The sequence below is a fragment of the Paenibacillus sp. J31R34 genome, from assembly GCF_059383715.1.
The window spans coordinates 271,623-289,763 of record NZ_JBXENU010000005.1 but is presented as its reverse complement, the minus strand read 5'-3'; the positions used below and the strand labels follow the sequence as shown (position 1 = coordinate 289,763).

The window sequence follows — 18,141 nt, the reverse complement described above, 5'->3', positions numbered from 1 at the left end:
AATTGAGCGTTTTCCAGCCGGAAAAGCGCTACCATGGTTAACCAATGACTGCATTACCTCCTTTTGCGGCGCGTCACCCTTATTTTCATCCATTTGCTGAATTTTTAGCACTTCTGACCTTACTTACGATAAAAAACGCGAAAATGTTTCCGTTAAATTTATCTCATAATGTGGCTGACTGGTGAACTCCCCTGCGCGGACTGCCACTCGCATTCCGCAAGAAGACCATCAAAAATCGTATCCCAAGACTTTCGGAGACTGAATAATCTTGCACTGATGCCCAAATTTCTTCTGCGCTCCTCATCCTCGTGCAGAAGCGCAAGTGCAGCAGCAAAGCTTGCCGGACTTCCCGCCTCGCACAGCATTCCGTTCAGTCCATGAGAGACGGAATCGAGCACGCCGCCCTTGTTCGCACAAAGGACAGGTGTGCCGCATGCCATCGCCTCAAGCACAACATTGCCGAACGTTTCCGTCGCCGACGGAAATAGAAAAAGATCAGCAGCAGCGTACCACCTCTGCAGCTCCTCTGACGTTTGAAAGCCAAGGAAGGTTGCAGCTACGCCGCTTCTTGCGCATTGCTGCTGCAGCACCTCTGACGAAGGACCGTCACCCGCCAGCACCAGCTTTACTTGTGCATTTGTTTGCTTTTGGAATGAGGAGAAAGCCTCAATTGCTGTTTCGACATCTTTCTCCGGCGCAAGCCTTCCTGCATAAAAAACGACAAAACATTCGTTGTTTATGTCATGCTGCGCCAGCAGCTGCTCCCGGTTAACCCGGGGATGAAACAAGCTCGTGTCTATACCCCGGCTCCACACGGAAAGCCGCTCCGCATCCCATCCTTTCCTGGTCAAATCCTGCAGTGTAGATGTGGAAGGCACAAATATCTTTTTGCAGTCGTGATGAAACCACTCCATATACCTACTTAACATCTTTACCATCCATTGCAAATTATAAAACGGCAAATATTGATCAAAATTAGTGTGATAAGATGCGATCAGCGGAATTTGATGTCTGCGGGCATAATGAATGCCGCATAAGCCAAGGTTGAATGGGGTAGCTACATGGATGAGGGTGGGGCTAAATTCATGCAGGGCATGGCGAAGATGCAGCGGATTAGGCAGCGCCAAGCGGCACTCCGGGTAGAGAAAAAACGGCAGGCTGGCAAAGCGCTCTACAGAGCTTGCCTGCATAGCCGCCTTGGAGTCAAAGATCGAGCGCTCCGGTGCCAGCACCAAGCACTCTACCCCTCTGCGCTGCAAAAAGGCTTTCCAGCGGCCAAGCGAACGGGCAACGCCATTTCGTTCCGGCTCATAGGTATCGGTAAAAAGCGCGAGTCTCATTCATACGCCTCCTTCGCCTTTACTCTTGAATGCTATCGGCTATTATTGTAAGGAAGGTATGTTATCGGGTAATCAACACAGTATGAACGGAACATTAATCTGGATTTTTACAAATTGTATGCGTACAGGGGCTCAAAACATGGTACTATCTTTAGAGTGGAAAACCGCCACACTTATACAGGAGGATTGGAATGAAACAATTGTTAGGATGGCTGAGAGTGCGCGAGCAGCAGCTCATTGTCTGGGCGAACAGTAGGCGGGGACATAAGCGCCTGCACCGCTGGCTTGGAAAATGGCTCAGCGTCATTACACATATGGGAGGCGCGACGTTTACCCTGTCCAGTTCTCTGCTATTTGCTTTGATCGCTCCATCACCATGGAACGCAACCGGCTGGCAATGCTTCATAACCGTCGTCATTAGCCATCTCCCCGTTTTTGTAGTCAAACGCTGGTTCAAAAGGCTGCGCCCGTATCAAGCGCTTGAAGGCTTGACCACGAGCCACAAACCGCTTGTCGATTCGTCATTTCCATCCGGGCATACGACAGCGATATTCGCCTGGCTCATCCCAATCGTGCTTACGAGCGGCGTCCTACTGGTCATTACGATTCCAATTGCTGCGATTATAGGCGTTTCGGTAGGCTGGTCGAGGATGTACCTGGGGCTGCATTATCCTTCCGACGTTATTGTCGGCGCATTTATAGGCACGGTCACGGCATTCGCCGTACAATACAGCTGGGTTACTGCCATGTAACCTAGCTGTATTTGGCTTTTGCCCGTTTTTTTTACGGGGATTGTTAATTAATCGTTTGAGATGCTAGTCTTCCGTTTCTGTATCCTCTTCGCTTTGCTCCGCTTCACGCTGGGCATTCGCCAGCTTGTTTTCGCGAAATTTCGCCAGCGCCGCTGAGCCAATTACAGCTTCCAGACGGTAGATCGGCTGGCCCTTGTCCATAAATTTCATCTCATATTCGGTAAATACAAGCTCCTCACGCGGCTCATCCTTGTGCAAATGCAGTGAAATGTTCCGAAGCTGAAGCTCCATCTCTGTAAAGCTGTTAAGCGAGAACTCAAACAGCGACATCGAATCGGTCTTAAAATGAATCTCTCCCCGCTCATTCAGCAGCTGGCCATATTTCGCCAGAAAACGCGGATGTGTCAGCCTGCGGCGAGCATGCTTAGCTTTCGGCCAAGGATCGCTGAAATTCAGATGAATGCGCTCAAGCTCGCCCGGCTCAAACATCGTCTCGATTTGTTCGATATTCGCACGCAGCAGCGCCAAATTAGGCGGATGGCTAACGCCCTGCTCAGCCCAAATCGCATGCGCTTTCTCGCCTGCACGGCGAATCAGCTCGTCATACATATCTACGCCAATAAAATTAATATGCGGGTTGCGCGCGCTCATATGGCTGATAAAACGGCCCTTGCCCATGCCAAGCTCCACATAAATCGGGTTATCATTGCCGAAAAAATCGCGCCATTTCCCTTTAAGCGGGGCGGCATCCAGAATAACAAGCTCCGGCTGTGCCTCCAGGCTTTCACGAATTCCTTTTCTTCCTCTTAATCGCATTGTATTTGAATCCTCCATTTAATAGCGGGCCTGCCTGAATCGCAGGCAACTCCCGCATATAAGCTAGTCCTTATTGTGCCTAAGATCGTCCTTCTTGTAAAGCTGATAGCCAAAAAAAAGAACCACAGGGTGGCCGCCCCCGCGGTTCTTCTACTAAATAGAGCAGCTCAGATCAGCAAGCGATAATCAATCGGAGCACTGGACTTATCAATTTCATACGTTTCTTCCAGCGCTTCATTCAGCTTCTTGCGCGCAGATACTTCAACATGATGATTATTGTGGAATCTGATACCGCTCAGCGCCATCAGCTCTTTAACTGTTAATTCTACTGTTACTTTCTCATCGCCATGTGGAATTCTAGTTTGCTCGCTCATTAGACATCACCTCATCGTTTAATATAACTCATTATTTCCAGACAAACGACATTGTATGACAATCGCTACGAATCAGCTATGTTAGGTTTTTTTGTTGCCATTTCACACTTTTAATATAACAGATCATGTAAGGTATAGCAAGCCTATTTTTCTTTTTCTTAAAAATAATTTCCAGTTTTCCGCATAGTGGAAACGTTTACAATCAGCCCATAATCGGGCGTGGCTTTCCGCCCGCTTTTTCGTTAAAATAGAGGGAGTGAATAAATAGCGGTGAGTAAGAATCTGCGCTGCGCAAGCGTAAACGGTCGAAAGCCGTCCTCTGGCGGTAAAGCTAACGTTTCGCGGTGAAATATAAGCGATGTATAAGGGGGAAACTTATACATTCTTATATTTTGAAAGCTCCGCTTCCCGATTTTTTCACCACCCTTTTTATAAGAGAAGGAGAACGGAATGAATTCATTAAAAGCAACAGCATTAGAACCGACCAATGAACCCCTGCTATGGGGCGATAAAAGATTTCATACATGGAACTACGAGATGCGCGAGCAATTCGGCGGCAAAGTATTCAAGGTCATGCTCGATGCCGGATTCACTTGCCCTAACCGTGATGGCTCCATTGCCAAGGGCGGCTGCACCTTCTGCAGCGCGCGCGGATCAGGCGACTTCGCCGGAAGCCGGCGTGATGATCTCGTTACCCAGTTCAACAATATCCGTGACCGCCAGCATCAAAAATGGCCGGATGCCCAGTATATCGGCTACTTCCAGGCCTACACGAACACTTACGCGCCCGTAGAAGAGCTTCGCGAATATTATGAAGTGATTTTGCAGCAGCCCGGTGTTGTCGGCCTGTCGATTGCCACTCGCCCCGACTGTCTGCCGGATGATGTCATCGATTATTTGGCAGAGCTCAATGAGCGCACCTACCTCTGGGTTGAAATGGGACTCCAGACGGTGCATGAATCGACCTCGGAGCTGATTAACCGGGCGCATGATACCGCCTGCTATGTTGATGCTGTAAAGCGACTGCGAGCACGCGGCATCCGCGTGTGTGCCCATATTATTTACGGGCTGCCGCAGGAAACGCATGAAATGATGCTCGATACCGGGCGCGCCGTTGCTGCCATGGATGTGCAGGGCATCAAAATCCATCTGCTGCATCTGATGCGCAAGACGCCAATGGTCCGCCAATATGAGGCTGGACTGCTGCGCTTTCTGGAGAAGGACGAATACGTCAAGCTAATTGGCGACACGCTGGAGTTTTTGCCGCCAGAGATGATTGTCCACCGTCTGACTGGCGATGCCCCTCGCGACCTGCTCATCGGCCCGATGTGGAGCCTCAAGAAATGGGAAGTGCTCAATGCGATCGATGACGAGCTGCGTCAGCGCGGCACTTGGCAAGGAAAGCTGTGGGTGAACAGCTAGCATGGGATTTCTATCGGTTCTCAGCATGGCGCATCGCTGGATGGCCGAACGGGCACAGCCCGGAGATACCGTCATCGATGCCACCTCGGGCGGCGGCGTTGACACGCTTGCCCTCGCCCGTCTCGTCGGTGAACGGGGCAGCGTATTTGCCTTCGACATCCAGCAGGCGGCGCTTGACCGGACGCGGGAGCGGCTGGAAGCAATACGTGCCAGCGGCAAGGAGAAGCTCGCGGATACGCAGCTTTTCCTCCAGAGCCACGAGCAGATGGCGGTTTGCGTTCCAGCCTCGCTGCATGGCCATATAGCCGGTGTCATGTTTAATCTCGGCTTTTTGCCTGGAGGCGACGAGTCGCTTATTACGCAGCCATCAACTACAATTGCTGCGCTGGAAGCTGCGCTTGCCCTGCTTTGTCCGGGCGGCGTCATTACATGCGTCGTCTATCCCGGTCATCCGGGCGGCGCCGAGGAAGCGCAAGCCGTGCAGCAATGGGTTGAAGCACTGCCAGATGCGGCAGCTGCCACCATGCTGTACCGACAGCTGCACAAGAAGGCTGCACCGTATTTGCTTGGCGTAGAGAAAAAAGGCAAATGAGAAGCTTAAACTACTTAACTTAGGGAGAGATACTGTAATGACTAAACCATACCCACTGCAATTTCAACCAGAGATGAAGGAACGTATTTGGGGTGGCCGTGCGCTTGAGCAGTTTGGCCTTACGCTGCCAGAAGGCTCGATTGGCGAAGGCTGGATGATCGGCGACCATCCAAACGGCACAACGAAGGTTATTAATGGCGAGCTTGCTGGCAAAGGCCTCGACGAAATTCGCGAAGCTTATGGCCGCGAGTGGTTCGGCACGAAAGGCTTTTCGGAGAAAAATGGCCGCTTCCCGCTGCTCATCAAGCTGCTGGATTGCAATGATGACCTGTCGATTCAGGTTCACCCGACCGACACCTACGAAGGCTTGCCTGAAGGTGAGCTTGGCAAAACCGAAATGTGGTACATTCTTGATGCCAAGCCAGGCGCTACGATTATTTACGGCTTGAAGGACGGCGTTGACCGTGCAGCTATGGAAGCCGCAATTGCCGAAGGCCGCATCATGGATACGCTGCAGGAGGTTCCGGTTCAAGCAGGCGATGCCTTCTACATTCCGGCAGGAACCGTTCATGCTTTGTGCGCTGGCGTAGTCGTTGCCGAAATTCAGCAAAATTCCGATACGACCTACCGCCTCTATGATTATGACCGTCTTGGTCTTGATGGCGAGCTGCGCGACCTGCATATCGAGGACTCCCTGAACGTCATTGCTTATGACGGCGCAGGCGCAAGCCGCATGACAACAGACGGCGTTGCTGATGGCCAGTGGCTGACCATTGCCTCATCTCCTTATTTTATTGTCGAAAAAGGAATCATCCGCTCCGCAGCAGCCTATGAAACGCCTGCGACAAGCTTCGTCATCTTGATCGTTGCCGAAGGCAGCGGCAACTTGAAATGGGCAGACGGCGAGCTTGCTCTAGCAGCAGGCCAAGCCTATTTGCTTCCAGCAAGCCTTGGCGGCTATGAGCTGGACGGCAGCCTGACCGTGATCCGCAGCGTAGTGCCTGCGTAAAGCTTTTTTCGAGGCAGGATCATAATTGACAGGAACATAAATGAATGGTAAACAGGGATGCGACCTTCTTGCATCCCTGTTTTATTTGTACCGGGCATATCGGAGCATGCGTTTACATTCTATGATCATGTATAATTTATAGGGAGACTCGCTTTCAATATAAGAGAGGTGTTACCTATTCACTTAGGAGAAAATAAACATAATTACACTGGGCTGCATGCATTTATTAAGCATGGCGGATTCCTCGAAATACCGGGAAACGCACATTTCACCTTTCACGAGCTGTTAACGTCCTGCCAGGCTAGTGTTAAAAGTGAGCAAGGTACGATATTGGAATTTGAATATCACCACTACGACTTATCCTTAATCTATGTTTATGGCCAATATTATGGCTCGCTTATCGATTTTAAAAAACTGGCCCGAGTCACGAACTTTCATAAAATGGCAAAACAGTGCGACATCCATTTTTGGCATAATTTTGAGCATTATGCGGCCCAGCATCATTTGACTATCCGCACATGCACACAAACCAAAAACAGCAGGAAAGCCATACTCGACAACGGCTTGCGGCTAACTTTTCATTATTCCAAAACCCATGACGATTTCCTTATAAGCGAAATAACAAGCCGATTCAGGAACAAACGAATCATCAATGCTACACTCTCAGCCCCCTCTTACATGGAGATGGAGCGTATGGATTTTACGATCCTCCATTATTTGAGGCAGCAAGGTTTCTTCCATTTGCCGGCCCATAAAAACAGTAATTTCAATGATTTGTTACTGAAATGTAGCAGCAAGGAAAGCCATAGCGCCATAACCGGCACCATCCTAGGCTTTGAATTTAAAAACTGGCTTTTGGAAATTTTTTATAATGATAATCAGGAGCTTATCGGGGAAAATCTTAAATTCATAAACCGCAGTTCCCACAGCAGCAAAGAAGAAATCATAAAGAATTGCGAGATTCATTTTTGGGAAAGCTTTAAGCTTTATGCACAGCAAAATGATCTGCAGATCACCGAAATTTGCAAGGACCACGATACGATCATTGCTTTTCTGAATACGGGGGCTAATTTGCATTTTCAGTATCGGGAGGAATTTGGCGACTACTTGATTAGTGTGCTCGAGGGGGATGGGACCTCATTCAGAGAATCCTATAGACGTATTTATAACCACTAGATTAGTGATTGGAGGCATTTCAACATGTATGAGCTGAAAACGAAGGAAACCGAAAACAGCGTCATCGCATTTATTGAAGAGGTCGAAAATATGAAGAAACGGGAAGACGCTTATAAGCTGCTCGACCTCTTTACGGAAACAACGGGGCTTCCCGCAAAAATGTGGGGGCCGAGCATTATCGGCTTCGGATCGTATCACTACAAATATGAATCGGGACATGCCGGCGAGGCACCTCTAGTTGGCTTTTCACCAAGAAAAGCCAAGATCAGCCTGTATTTTGCCACAGGCGACACGCAGCGAGAGGTGCTGCTGCTGCAGCTCGGAAAGCATACAGCCGGCAAGGCATGCGTCTACATCAATAAGATCGCCGACATTGATACGGAAGTCTTAAAGGCGCTAATTCACCAGTCTGTCCAGTTTCTTAAGGAGACTTATCCAAATTCCTAAACATACAGGACTCCCCTTACCAAGTGCGGGTTTTGTTAATTTCCATCTTTTTCGCAAAAGCCTGCTCCAAGTCAATATCCAGCTTATTGGCAAGGTCGCAAATATTCCACACGATATCGTACATTTCCAGGCCTAGACGATCTTTGATTTCTTCCTTTTTCTCATGGTCGGGGTGGTAGGAAAGATGCAGCAGCTCCTTCACCGTCTCCCCAACCTCCGTAACTAGATAAAGCGCCCTTTGCTCGAGCGTTGACTCGTCAAACCCGTGAGCAGTGCTGAATTCCTTCACATGCTTTTGCATTTCTGATAATTGCATGACTGTACCTGCCTTTGTAGTCTGAGATTATTTATTAATCGGGAAGCCGTTGATTTCCAGATGGGCCTTGAACAAATCTTGAACGGATGGCAGCTGTTCCTTGGAAGGCCACTGCTCATGCGCCCATAAGCCGGCCTGCTTGAACGCCCGTGGGCAGTGGATAAAGCATTCCTCGACTTCAACGACAACGGCAAGGCCGCTCGTCTTGCCCTTCCACTCCATGCTGCTGATAAACGCAACATTCCGGGTAAGGCTCGCGCGTCCATTCACACGCAGCACTTCCTCCAGCCCTGGTATTATAAAAATCATTCCGATTTGCGGGTTTTCAATCACATTCAGCAACGAGTCAATTCTTCTATTGCCCGGACGATCCGGAAATGCAATTTGCTTCTCATTAAGCACCTTAACAAAACCGGCCTCATCTCCGCGTGGGGAAACATCGCCTACACCAGATGCATTCGAGGTCGCTAGAAAAAAGAGCGGCGACATCGCCAAATAATTGGCCGCATGCGAATCAATAATGGAAATCGTTTTCTTCACGACGGCTTCAGAAGGCTCTGTCATCATGCTTTTCAGCTCTTCCGCGCTCGTCACTCTATCTTCCTGCCATAATAAATTTGTCATTTAGGTGTGCCTCCTTGTATTTGAATTCCTTTGTTATATAAGCTGAGCATTCCTATCACGCTGCGATTACAGCTTAATCAGCTTCCTTATTCGCTGCTCGGCCCGTCAGTCGCTCCGCTGTATCCGTCTCTAGTCCGGCCAAACGTTTCACGAAAGTCGCTCTCCAGCTGCTGGACAGCTCCGGCGCCGCAAGCAGCCGCTCCATGGCCTCCCGATTTGTTTTCTCCACATGCATAATTTGATTGGCGTAAGAAATCGACAACGCTGCCGGATGCTTGCTCATACAAATCAGCGAGTCCGAAGGCGAAACGACACCTTCCTGCAGCACGCGAAAATAAAACCCGGTATAGCCGGTCTGCTGCACCTGCAGCGGAAGCTCTGGCAAGCCGTATTTGACCGACAGCTTGAAGCAGGGCTGGCGTGGCTGGCTTACCTGCACAATTGCCGTCCCAAGCTGGAACGTATCGCCAATATGGATATTCTCCTCAACGATACCCTGGGTCGTGAGATTTTCTCCAAAGGCGCCAAAGCCCATCCTCAGCCCCTGCGTCTCCCAATAAGCATAATGCTCAAAAGGATACACGCACACCGCCTTATCTTCCCCGCCATGATGGACCAGGTCCGCTTGACCGTCCCCTTCAAAGCAGACAGCTGTTAGCTTGATTGCCTCCTGCACAGGTTGCTTATGAATGCCTGTTAGAATCTCTTTCTTCAAATAGGGTACCTGCTGCGGCATCCCAATATTGATCGACTTAATTGAACCCGCCACCACTATGCTTCCCTCCTGTTTACTGATCAGACGCCGATGCCCGGACCAGCAACGCGGCACAGCCGAGCATCAGCATCCATATCTATCGCTTTAAACCTTTAAAAGATATAATTCATTCCTTTCATTATGGACGGTTCAGCACATAATTTCCAGTTAAATTGGCAAACCGCCTCGCTACATAATCTGCTCCCCGAACACAGAACCGATCAGCTCAACGGCTGTACGGGCCGTTCTGTTGCGATTATCAAGCACCGGATTCACCTCAACAAACTCCGCGGATACTAGCCGCCCCGATTCGGCCAGCATCTCCATCGCGAGATGGCTTTCCCGATAACTCACCCCGCCGATTACAGGCGTTCCGACACCAGGGGCATCATTTGGATCAAGGCCGTCCAAATCAAAGCTCAAATGAACGCCGTCTGCCGCCGCAAGCCGGCCAAGCGCTTCCTCCATCACCTGATCCATGCCTCGCCGATCAATATCCTGCATCGTATAAACGCGAACGCCAAGCTCGCGCAGCAAAGCCTTCTCACCCGGATCAATGGAGCGCGCTCCGATAATGACGACATCCTCCGGCCGGATCGGATCGCGTCTGCCGCCTCCTACTCCAAGCAGGCGACGGCTGCCATAGCCGAGACTAACCGCCAGCGACATCCCGTGAATATTACCCGACGGCGTTGTGTCCGCTGTATTGGCATCACAGTGAGCGTCGAACCATAATACGCCCAGGCGCGGGACATGGCGCTGCACCCCTTTTATCGAGCCAATGGCAATGCTGTGGTCGCCGCCCAAAACAAGCGGAAACCGCCCTTTCCCCAGCTCCTCCGCTGTTTTATCCGCCAGCTTGCTATTGACCCTTACGAGCTCATCTACGTATTTCAGCTTCTCGCCCGGCTCAGGACGGGATGCTGGGCGGCGCACAGCCAGATCGCCCAAATCATGTACGATATAGCCGAGCTGCTCCAGCTTCTGTTCAATACCCGCACAGCGAATCGCACTTGGGCCCATATCGACGCCGCGGCGGTCTGCACCCAGATCAATCGGGACGCCGATAATTGAAATATCCGTTCGACTAACAGGCAGCATAAGCCATCCTCCTTTACCTGCTGGACTTGCTTCGCATACGCTTCAGCTTTTTACAGCTGCTCCGAAATCAGCTTAAGCTGTGTAAATTGCAGCAAATAATCCGGGCCACCGGCTTTGGAATCCGTTCCCGACATATTGAAGCCGCCGAAAGGATGGACACCTACGATGGCTCCGGTACATTTTCGATTAAAATAAAGATTGCCGACATGGAACTGCTCGCGCGCCAGCTCCAGCTTTGCGCGGTTCGTCGAAAATACAGCTCCTGTAAGTCCGTATTCCGTATGATTGGCAATGGCAAGCGCCTCCTCATAGGAGGAAGCTTTGCAGAAGCCGAGCACAGGGCCAAAAACCTCCTCCTGCATCAGGACAGCATCGGGTTTGAGATCAGCAATAATCGTAGGCTGGATGAAATAGCCGTCGCCTTCCGCCTTTTTTCCTCCAGTCACTAGCCGCCCTTCCTTGCTGCCCGTTTCGATATATTCGAAAATTTTGCGATAAGCGTTCAAATCAATGACCGGCCCCGTATAGTTGCTAAAGTCTACTGTATTGCCGACGGTCAGCGCCTCCGTCAGCTCCTTGCAGCGCTTGAGTACCGCGTCATACACATCCTCATGGACGATGGCCCGGGAGCAGGCCGAGCATTTTTGCCCGGAAAAGCTGAATGCCGAAGCGACAATCGCTTGTGCCGCCGCCTCCAGATCCGCTTCGCTATCGACGACGATAGCATCTTTGCCGCCCAGCTCGCCGACAAAGCGTTTAAGCCAAATTTGGCCTGGCGATGTTTTCGCTGACAGCTCGAATATTCTAAGTCCGACTTCCCGCGAACCTGTGAAGGAAATGAAGCGCGTTAGCGGATGTGTCACGAGCAAATCGCCAATTTCCGCGCCGCTACCCGGCAAAAACTGGACGACACCCGGCGGCATCCCCGCCTGCTCCAGCACTTCGACGAACTTATAAGCGATGACAGGCGTCGTGCTCGCAGGTTTAAGCACAACGGTGTTACCTGCTACTACAGCTGCGGTCGTCATGCCCGCCATAATCGCCAGCGGAAAGTTCCACGGCGGAATGACGACACCGACGCCAAGTGGAATATATTGCAGATCGTTATCTTCGCCGCGCCGAACGACCAGCTTCCTCGCTGCCGTTTCACTCATCTCCAGCATTTGCCGGGCATAATATTCGAGAAAATCAATCGCTTCCGCCGTATCGGCGTCTGCTTCGCCCCGCGTTTTGCCCGCCTCAATCATGAGCCAGGCGTTAAACTCATGCTTGCGGCGGCGCAAAATTGCCGCGGACTTAAACAGCAATCTCGCCCGATGCGCCACAGGCACCTTGGACCACGACCTAAACGTCTCATAAGCGCTCTCTATCGCCTGCTCCGCTTGCTTTGCATTCGCCTTCGATACCCTCCCTACGACCTCACTCGTGCTGGAAGGATTAATGGAGCTTTGCATTTCCTCTGTAATGACCCTGCTGCCGCCAATAATAAGCGGATAAACAAGATCCAGCTGCTGCTGTACTTGACTAATTGCTGCTGCAAGCGCCTTGCTGTTCGCCTCAATCGCAAAATCGGTAAATGGCTCCGGTACATAACTAATCATAGGAGAGCTCCACCCTTCTATTAGTCAAATGAATGAAACATAACGGAATGAAACGGGATGATTTTATAGAGTTTGAAAAACACCAGCAATACGCTCGCCCGCCCATTCAAGCTCGTCTTCAGAAATGATAAGCGGCGGCGCGAGCCGAATTACTTTTTCATGCGTCTCCTTGCATAGCAAGCCCGCTTCCTTGAGCTTCTCACAGTACGGACGCGCCGCTCCTCTCAGCTCGATCGCAATAAACAGCCCCCTGCCGCGCACCTCCACGATATCTGGATGCTTGATCAAGCGCAGCTTGCTCAACAGCTTCTCGCCCAGCGTTAGCGATCTGTCCGCTAGGCGCTCGTCCTCGGTTACACGGAGCGATGCGACAGCTACGGCGCTCGCCAGCGGATTGCCGCCAAACGTCGAGCCATGCGAGCCCGGCTCAAACACCCCCAGGACGCTGCTGTCCGCCGCCACCGCTGACACAGGCAGCACGCCGCCGCCAAGCGCTTTGCCCAAAATGTAAACATCTGGCGTGACCTCTTCCCAATCACAGGCGAAGCGCTTGCCCGTGCGGCCAAAGCCTGTCTGTATCTCATCGGCCATCAGCAGCACCTGATGCTGCTTGCACAAAGCGGCAGCCTTACGCAAATAGCCGTCAGGCGGGATGACGATGCCCGCCTCCCCTTGAATCGGCTCGACGAGAAAGGCGGCCGTATTCGGAGATATCGCCGCTTCCAGCGCCGCAATATCCCCATAGGGAATAATGGTGAAGCCCGGCGTAAACGGGCCAAATTCTTCCCGATACGAGGGCTCGGAGGAGAAAGACGTAACGGTCAGAGTCCGACCGTGAAAATTACCGGCGCACACAATAATATCCGCTTGGCCCGCCGAAATGCCTTTTACCCGGTAGCCGTATCTGCGGGCTGCCTTCACCGCCGTCTCTACCGCTTCTACTCCTGTATTCATCGGAAGCAGCATATTTTTGCCCGTCAATTCCGTCAGCAGCGCAAGCAATTCCCCAAGCGGCTCATTATAAAAAGCTCGCGACGTCAGCGTGACCAGATCCGCTTGCTTCTTCAAAGCTTCAATAATGCGCGGATGCCGATGCCCTTGATTAAGTGCCGAATACCCGCTAAGCATATCCATATAACGTTTTCCATCCGGGTCCTCGACCCACACGCCCTCCGCCTTGGCGATTACAATCGGCAGCGGGTGATAATTATGTGCGCCAAGCCGCTCGGTCTGCTCAATCGTATTGGCCTTCTCCTTCATCCCCATCCCTCTTTCCCGCCTGAAGGCTATTTCTTTTTCAGCCCAGCTTATCGTTTGAACATGGATTTGAGCACAAAAGAGACATTTTCCGGCCGTTCGGCCAGCCGCCGCATAAAATAGCCGTACCAATCCGTTCCGTACGGCACATAGGTACGCACCTTGTAGCCCTCCTCCGCGAGCTGCTGCTGGAGCGCCGTGCGAATGCCATACAGCATTTGAAATTCAAATCGCTCCACCTTGATCGCCTGCTCCTTGACGTAGCCCTTCACCCATTCAATAATCGCAGCATCATGGGTTGCAACAGCGGCATAATGACCGTTGTCCAGCTGCTTTTTAATGATATGGATAAAATGGCGATCCACATCCGCTTTGTCAGGGAAGGCGACCTCCGGCGGCTCCTTGTAGGCTCCTTTTACCAATCGGTAGTTTGGCTTCAGCACGCGCAGCCGCTCCATGTCCGCTTCGGTTTTGAATAAATAAGCCTGCAGGACAATGCCGATATGATGGCCGAACTCAGCGCGCAGCTGCTCATACATTTGGATCGACGGCTCATTGCGGGCATAATCCTCCATATCGATGCGCACAAAGCTGTTCAAGCGCTTCGCCTCCGACACGATCGTTCTCATAAGGCTGAGGCATAGCGGATAGGAAATATCCAGCCCCAGCTGCGTCAGCTTTACCGATACGTTGGCGGAAGCACCCGCGCTGGCAATGGCTTGCAGCCCTTTCACAACCTCTTCGGCGGCTTCCTTCGCCTCCGGCTCGCTTCGGGTAAATTCGCCCAAATGGTCGAGCGTAACGAGAAGTCCGCTTTCGTTAAGCGCCGCTACCTTGATCATTGCTGCTGCAAGCGTCTCACCCGCTACAAAACGTTCCGCCCCAAGGCGAAGCCCAAAGCGCAACGCCATCCGATTGGCTACTCGGTTTTTGGACAAATAGAGCAGCATATCACGCATGACCGCCATGCGATTCCCTCCTTCTAGGCAATGTCCTGCCGCTTCTTTCTTGAATGGCAGCAGGCTCCGACTGTGGCATAGCCGAAATGTGCTAATGAAATAAGATATGAATGCAGACAGGCACTAAATCCATCCTCACAGCAAAAGCTTGATGAATATTGGGGCGCTTCGTCCACTTATGGGCATCCAGCCCAATCGCTTATGAGGAGGGACAACGAGAGGTAGCCTTGATTCGCTTCTGCTGCCAGAAGTAGAGTATAGTAGGAGTGGTTAAAAATATATTACTGGAGGCTACACTCATGTCACAGGAGATTTGGATTAACCTGCCGGTCAAAGATGTTGAGAGGTCAACTACCTTTTTCAATGAGATTGGATTCCATGCGGTGAGCGTTGGTACCGAGAGAGCCAAGCTTGCCATAGGCCAAACAACGATTTTGCTGTTCCCGGATGCGGTGTTTGAGAAATTTACAGGTTCAAAAAAAGCAGATACTTCCCATAGCGCAGAAGTCATATTTTCTATTAGTGCTGCAAGCAGAGAAGAAGTGGATGCTTTTATTCAAAAAGTGGAGCTTGCTGGAGGAAGCATCTTTAGCAAGCCGAGTGAAAATGACGGCTGGATGTACGGCGCAGCATTTGCCGACCTGGACGGTCACCGCTGGAACCTGCTGTATATGGATGAGAGCAAAATGCCGAAAAGCTAATAGGGAAACGCCGGTCACCTGCTTAAGGTCACCGGCGTTTTTTGCGCCCTGTATAGACCGGCTCCCCACCGCTGTGCCGAGTCTACCCTTTATTTTTCAGTCTAATCCTTCATTTGCTTTTGGCAATTGGAAAAAGAGGGATAGGAAACCGGCGGACAAACGCCTCCCCTAAAATAACAACAACAACTAGTAGACTTAACCGCCAATCGTTGTCGTAATTTCGTGAGCACCCTGTATAACCTGCTTGCTGAGATCAACCAAACGCTCCTCTGTCAGCTGGGATGCCGTGACGCCAACCCCAAGTGCTCCAACTACTTTTCGCCCAAAGCCGATAATCGGGGCAGCAATCGCCGCCGTGCCTTCCGTAAGCTCGCCGTAGCTGACCGCATATCCCGCCTTCTTAATACCGGGCAAAGCCGATAGCAGCTGCTTGCGCTTCTCTGGGTCATCCATCAGCCGAATCAAGATCGCTTCCGCCTCAGCCAGCTTCATATTGGCCAACATCACTTTGTTCGTTGCGCCGATATGCATCGCAATCCGCTCTCCCAAGCTTTCTACAACCCGGAGCTTCACCTTACTGTCTACTTTATCGACCACTATTGAAAACATGCCATAGGGGATGCTAAGGAAAACCGCTTCTTTCAATTCATCCGCCAGACGTTCCATGATCGGCCGTGCGGCCGTGCGCAAATCAAGCTGCTCCAGCTGCTGCAAGCCCACCTCCATCCACTTAGGCCCCAGCCGATAGCGCTTCGTCTCCGGAAGCTGAACAATCAGCTCATGCTTCACCAGCGTACTAATTAGTCTGTGCGTCGTACTTAGCGGCAAGTCCACCCGTTCCGAAATATCAGATATCGCCCAGCCAGTGCGGCTGTGAGCAGACATGAGAAGCTGAATAATTTGCATCGCGCGATCAATAGATTGAACCAATAGTATCCCTCATTCAACAGTCTGATTGCTTTTTCGTTAAACCTAACATGCAATCATCATTTTACGATTAATATAGGCAGCAATATATTGTTTGTCAATAAAAAAACGCAGTCCACGTCACTTTAAATGACATGAACTGCATTTTTACGCGGTTACCGCATCATGATGCAGCTTCAACATATACGGCTTAGGCGTTGGCTTGCTGCTGCCAGCCTCCATCGCATACAGAACGACGAGCAGCGTATGCGTATTTTTCTGAATCGAGCCGTCCGCCAAATACGCCTCCAGATCAAACGGCAGCCGTTCGATAACGGCATGCTTATGCAGCTCCTTCTCCGACATGCCGAGCGCCGCAAACGATTCCGACACCTTCTCCGGGCGTTCGACGAGACTGCGCATATGGCTTCCCCATACCGCTTTATCCATCGTGAACTCCCACCACGTTTTGCGCGGCTTATATTTATGGTTGAGGAAATAGTCGTATTTCATCAGCCCCATAATGACGTCCATATCCGGACCAGCTTCGCCAGCCGCTTGCTGCTCATGCTTGTAGCTGTTCAGGAACGACCATAGCCGGGAAAATAAATCCTCCAGCTGATGCCCGATTTTCTGCCAGCCCCGCTCCTCCCAATAGTCGCCAAAGTCCTGGAAGAAATCGAACGGCGAAGGGAAAACCTGCTCTACCAAATACATAAGCGTGCGGTCCATCCGGTGCGCATTCCAATATTTCTCCAGCACGTCCTCGACCCGCTTCATGCGCACAATGTCGCCGAAAGGCATCAGGTCATTGCCGAGCATTTCGTAAGGTGCACGGTCCATGTAGATGTAGCCCCATTTATCCGCGTCGTTGCGTAGCCCGGTGCCGCGCAGCATTTTCAGAAAACCCAGCTGCATTTCTTCAGGCCCGAGCGCAAATACATCGTTGAAGGTGCCTTTGAACGTATCGTAGTTTTCGAGCGGCAATCCAGCGATTAAGTCGAGATGCTGGTCGATTTTGCCCGATTCCTTCACCTTCGTCACCGTCCGCACGAGCTTGGACCAGTTCTGTCTGCGCTGAACCGCCTCATTCGTCGGATCGTTCGTTGACTGCACGCCAATTTCGAAGCGGAACACGCCTGGAGGCGCATGCTCAGCCAAATAGTCGAGCACCTCGGGGCGCATAATGTCTGCCGTAATTTCAAATTGGAAGACGCAGCCATTGTGATTTTCAATCAAAAATTGAAAAATTTCCAGCGCGTAATCCCGCTTAATATTAAACGTGCGATCGACGAATTTAATCAGCTTCGCTCCAGCATCAATCAAATACAAAATATCCGCCTTCGTCCGCTCCTTGTCAAAATAACGCACACCTACCTCGATGCTGGAGAGGCAGAACTGGCAGCTGAACGGACAGCCCCGGCTCGTCTCAAAATAAACAACGCGGCTGGCCAAATGCGGCACATCCTCGGCAAACCGGTGCGGCGACGGCAGCGTTGCCAGATCCAGCTTCGGACGGCCCGGATTAACTAACGCTTCAATATAGCCCTCGCGCTGCTTGCGATAGGCGAGCCCAAACACCATATGGTACTTGCCCGCGCCCTCGATCTCGGTCAGCAGATGATGGAATGTCTCCTCGCCTTCGCCGACGACGATAAAATCAACCTCGGGAATGCGCTCCATCCAATGATCGGTGTCGTAGCTTACTTCCGGTCCGCCAAGTATGATTTTCACCTGTGGACTGACCTTGCGCAGCATATTGATGACCGTAATCGTCTCTTCAATGTTCCAAATGTAGCAGGAGAAGCCGACTACATCAGGCTGGCGTGAGTAAATATCCGACACAATGTTCATCACGGGATCTTTAATCGTGTATTCGGCAATATCGATATCGAATTGCTCGCCGCTGTAGGCTTTCAGGCAGCGCAGCGCAAGCGATGTGTGAATAAATTTTGCGTTTAATGTAGAAAGTACTACCTTCATCTCGTTACCTC

General features: G+C 51.2%; 19 protein-coding genes. 7 read left to right on the top strand and 12 right to left on the bottom strand.

What is annotated here, in order from left to right; genetic code table 11:
- Positions 1-158: 158 nt before the first annotated feature.
- Positions 159-1,340: a glycosyltransferase family 4 protein gene (locus AC50YG_RS16250; RefSeq protein ID WP_494828056.1), complete on the bottom strand. Its 1,182-nt coding sequence runs from the start codon at positions 1,338-1,340 to the stop codon at positions 159-161.
- 191 nt (positions 1,341-1,531) lie between these two features.
- Between AC50YG_RS16250 and AC50YG_RS16245 the strand changes: the two genes are divergently transcribed.
- On the top strand, positions 1,532-2,092 hold the full coding sequence (locus AC50YG_RS16245) for a phosphatase PAP2 family protein (protein WP_494828055.1): 561 nt from the start codon (positions 1,532-1,534) through the stop codon (positions 2,090-2,092).
- Between the two features lie 63 nt (positions 2,093-2,155).
- On the opposite strand, the gene trmB is transcribed toward AC50YG_RS16245, so the two are convergent.
- Both trmB and AC50YG_RS16235 read right to left on the bottom strand, forming a co-directional pair.
- Complete coding sequence (trmB, locus tag AC50YG_RS16240) at positions 2,156-2,908, bottom strand: tRNA (guanosine(46)-N7)-methyltransferase TrmB (protein ID WP_341278942.1); 753 nt, start codon at positions 2,906-2,908, stop codon at positions 2,156-2,158.
- A gap of 167 nt (positions 2,909-3,075) precedes the next feature.
- A complete protein-coding gene (locus AC50YG_RS16235; protein WP_341278943.1) occupies positions 3,076-3,282 on the bottom strand; it encodes a hypothetical protein in 207 nt (68 codons plus the stop codon).
- A 450-nt stretch (positions 3,283-3,732) separates the two neighbouring features.
- Here AC50YG_RS16235 and mnmL point away from each other — a divergent pair, with 450 nt between their 5' ends.
- The 5 genes from mnmL (at position 3,733) to AC50YG_RS16210 (ending at position 7,928) form a co-directional block, all read left to right on the top strand.
- The gene (gene mnmL / locus AC50YG_RS16230) at positions 3,733-4,704 is read left to right on the top strand and encodes a tRNA modification radical SAM protein MnmL/YtqA (protein WP_494828054.1); all 972 of its coding nucleotides are present in this window, start codon (positions 3,733-3,735) and stop codon (positions 4,702-4,704) included.
- Position 4,705: 1 nt separating this feature from the next.
- Positions 4,706-5,296, top strand: a complete 591-nt coding sequence (gene mnmM, locus AC50YG_RS16225) for a tRNA 5-(aminomethyl)-2-thiouridylate-methyltransferase MnmM (protein WP_494828053.1) — start codon at positions 4,706-4,708, stop codon at positions 5,294-5,296.
- 37 nt (positions 5,297-5,333) lie between these two features.
- Entirely contained in the window at positions 5,334-6,305 is a 972-nt protein-coding gene (locus AC50YG_RS16220) for a type I phosphomannose isomerase catalytic subunit (RefSeq protein ID WP_494828052.1), read from the top strand.
- 693 nt (positions 6,306-6,998) lie between these two features.
- Positions 6,999-7,481: a hypothetical protein gene (locus AC50YG_RS16215; protein WP_494828051.1), complete on the top strand. Its 483-nt coding sequence runs from the start codon at positions 6,999-7,001 to the stop codon at positions 7,479-7,481.
- A 24-nt stretch (positions 7,482-7,505) separates the two neighbouring features.
- Positions 7,506-7,928: a DUF1801 domain-containing protein gene (locus AC50YG_RS16210; RefSeq protein WP_494828050.1), complete on the top strand. Its 423-nt coding sequence runs from the start codon at positions 7,506-7,508 to the stop codon at positions 7,926-7,928.
- Positions 7,929-7,944: 16 nt separating this feature from the next.
- On the opposite strand, the gene AC50YG_RS16205 is transcribed toward AC50YG_RS16210, so the two are convergent.
- From AC50YG_RS16205 to AC50YG_RS16175, 7 genes are all read right to left on the bottom strand, one after another.
- Complete coding sequence (locus tag AC50YG_RS16205) at positions 7,945-8,244, bottom strand: MazG-like family protein (protein WP_341278949.1); 300 nt, start codon at positions 8,242-8,244, stop codon at positions 7,945-7,947.
- 27 nt (positions 8,245-8,271) lie between these two features.
- Complete coding sequence (locus tag AC50YG_RS16200; RefSeq protein ID WP_494828049.1) at positions 8,272-8,868, bottom strand: MSMEG_1061 family FMN-dependent PPOX-type flavoprotein; 597 nt, start codon at positions 8,866-8,868, stop codon at positions 8,272-8,274.
- Positions 8,869-8,941: 73 nt separating this feature from the next.
- The gene (locus tag AC50YG_RS16195) at positions 8,942-9,604 is read right to left on the bottom strand and encodes an MOSC domain-containing protein (RefSeq protein ID WP_494828191.1); all 663 of its coding nucleotides are present in this window, start codon (positions 9,602-9,604) and stop codon (positions 8,942-8,944) included.
- Between the two features lie 207 nt (positions 9,605-9,811).
- A complete protein-coding gene (rocF, locus tag AC50YG_RS16190; RefSeq protein ID WP_494828048.1) occupies positions 9,812-10,723 on the bottom strand; it encodes an arginase in 912 nt (303 codons plus the stop codon).
- 50 nt (positions 10,724-10,773) lie between these two features.
- Positions 10,774-12,324, bottom strand: a complete 1,551-nt coding sequence (gene pruA / locus AC50YG_RS16185) for an L-glutamate gamma-semialdehyde dehydrogenase (RefSeq protein ID WP_494828047.1) — start codon at positions 12,322-12,324, stop codon at positions 10,774-10,776.
- A 63-nt stretch (positions 12,325-12,387) separates the two neighbouring features.
- Positions 12,388-13,584 (bottom strand): ornithine--oxo-acid transaminase, encoded by a 1,197-nt coding sequence (locus AC50YG_RS16180; protein ID WP_494828046.1) that lies wholly within the window; start codon positions 13,582-13,584, stop codon positions 12,388-12,390.
- 47 nt (positions 13,585-13,631) lie between these two features.
- Positions 13,632-14,549, bottom strand: coding sequence for a proline dehydrogenase family protein (locus AC50YG_RS16175; protein WP_494828045.1), 918 nt, complete (start codon positions 14,547-14,549; stop codon positions 13,632-13,634).
- A 290-nt stretch (positions 14,550-14,839) separates the two neighbouring features.
- On the opposite strand from AC50YG_RS16175, the gene AC50YG_RS16170 reads away from it, so the two are divergent.
- Entirely contained in the window at positions 14,840-15,241 is a 402-nt protein-coding gene (locus AC50YG_RS16170; RefSeq protein WP_494828044.1) for a VOC family protein, read from the top strand.
- Positions 15,242-15,436: 195 nt separating this feature from the next.
- Here AC50YG_RS16170 and AC50YG_RS16165 read toward each other — a convergent pair whose 3' ends face one another.
- Both AC50YG_RS16165 and AC50YG_RS16160 read right to left on the bottom strand, forming a co-directional pair.
- The gene (locus tag AC50YG_RS16165; RefSeq protein ID WP_494828043.1) at positions 15,437-16,171 is read right to left on the bottom strand and encodes an IclR family transcriptional regulator; all 735 of its coding nucleotides are present in this window, start codon (positions 16,169-16,171) and stop codon (positions 15,437-15,439) included.
- Positions 16,172-16,315: 144 nt separating this feature from the next.
- Positions 16,316-18,130 carry a B12-binding domain-containing radical SAM protein gene (locus AC50YG_RS16160; protein ID WP_341278958.1) on the bottom strand — a complete coding sequence of 605 codons (1,815 nt, stop codon included), beginning with the start codon at positions 18,128-18,130 and terminating at the stop codon, positions 16,316-16,318.
- Between the last annotated feature and the right edge of the window lie 11 nt (positions 18,131-18,141).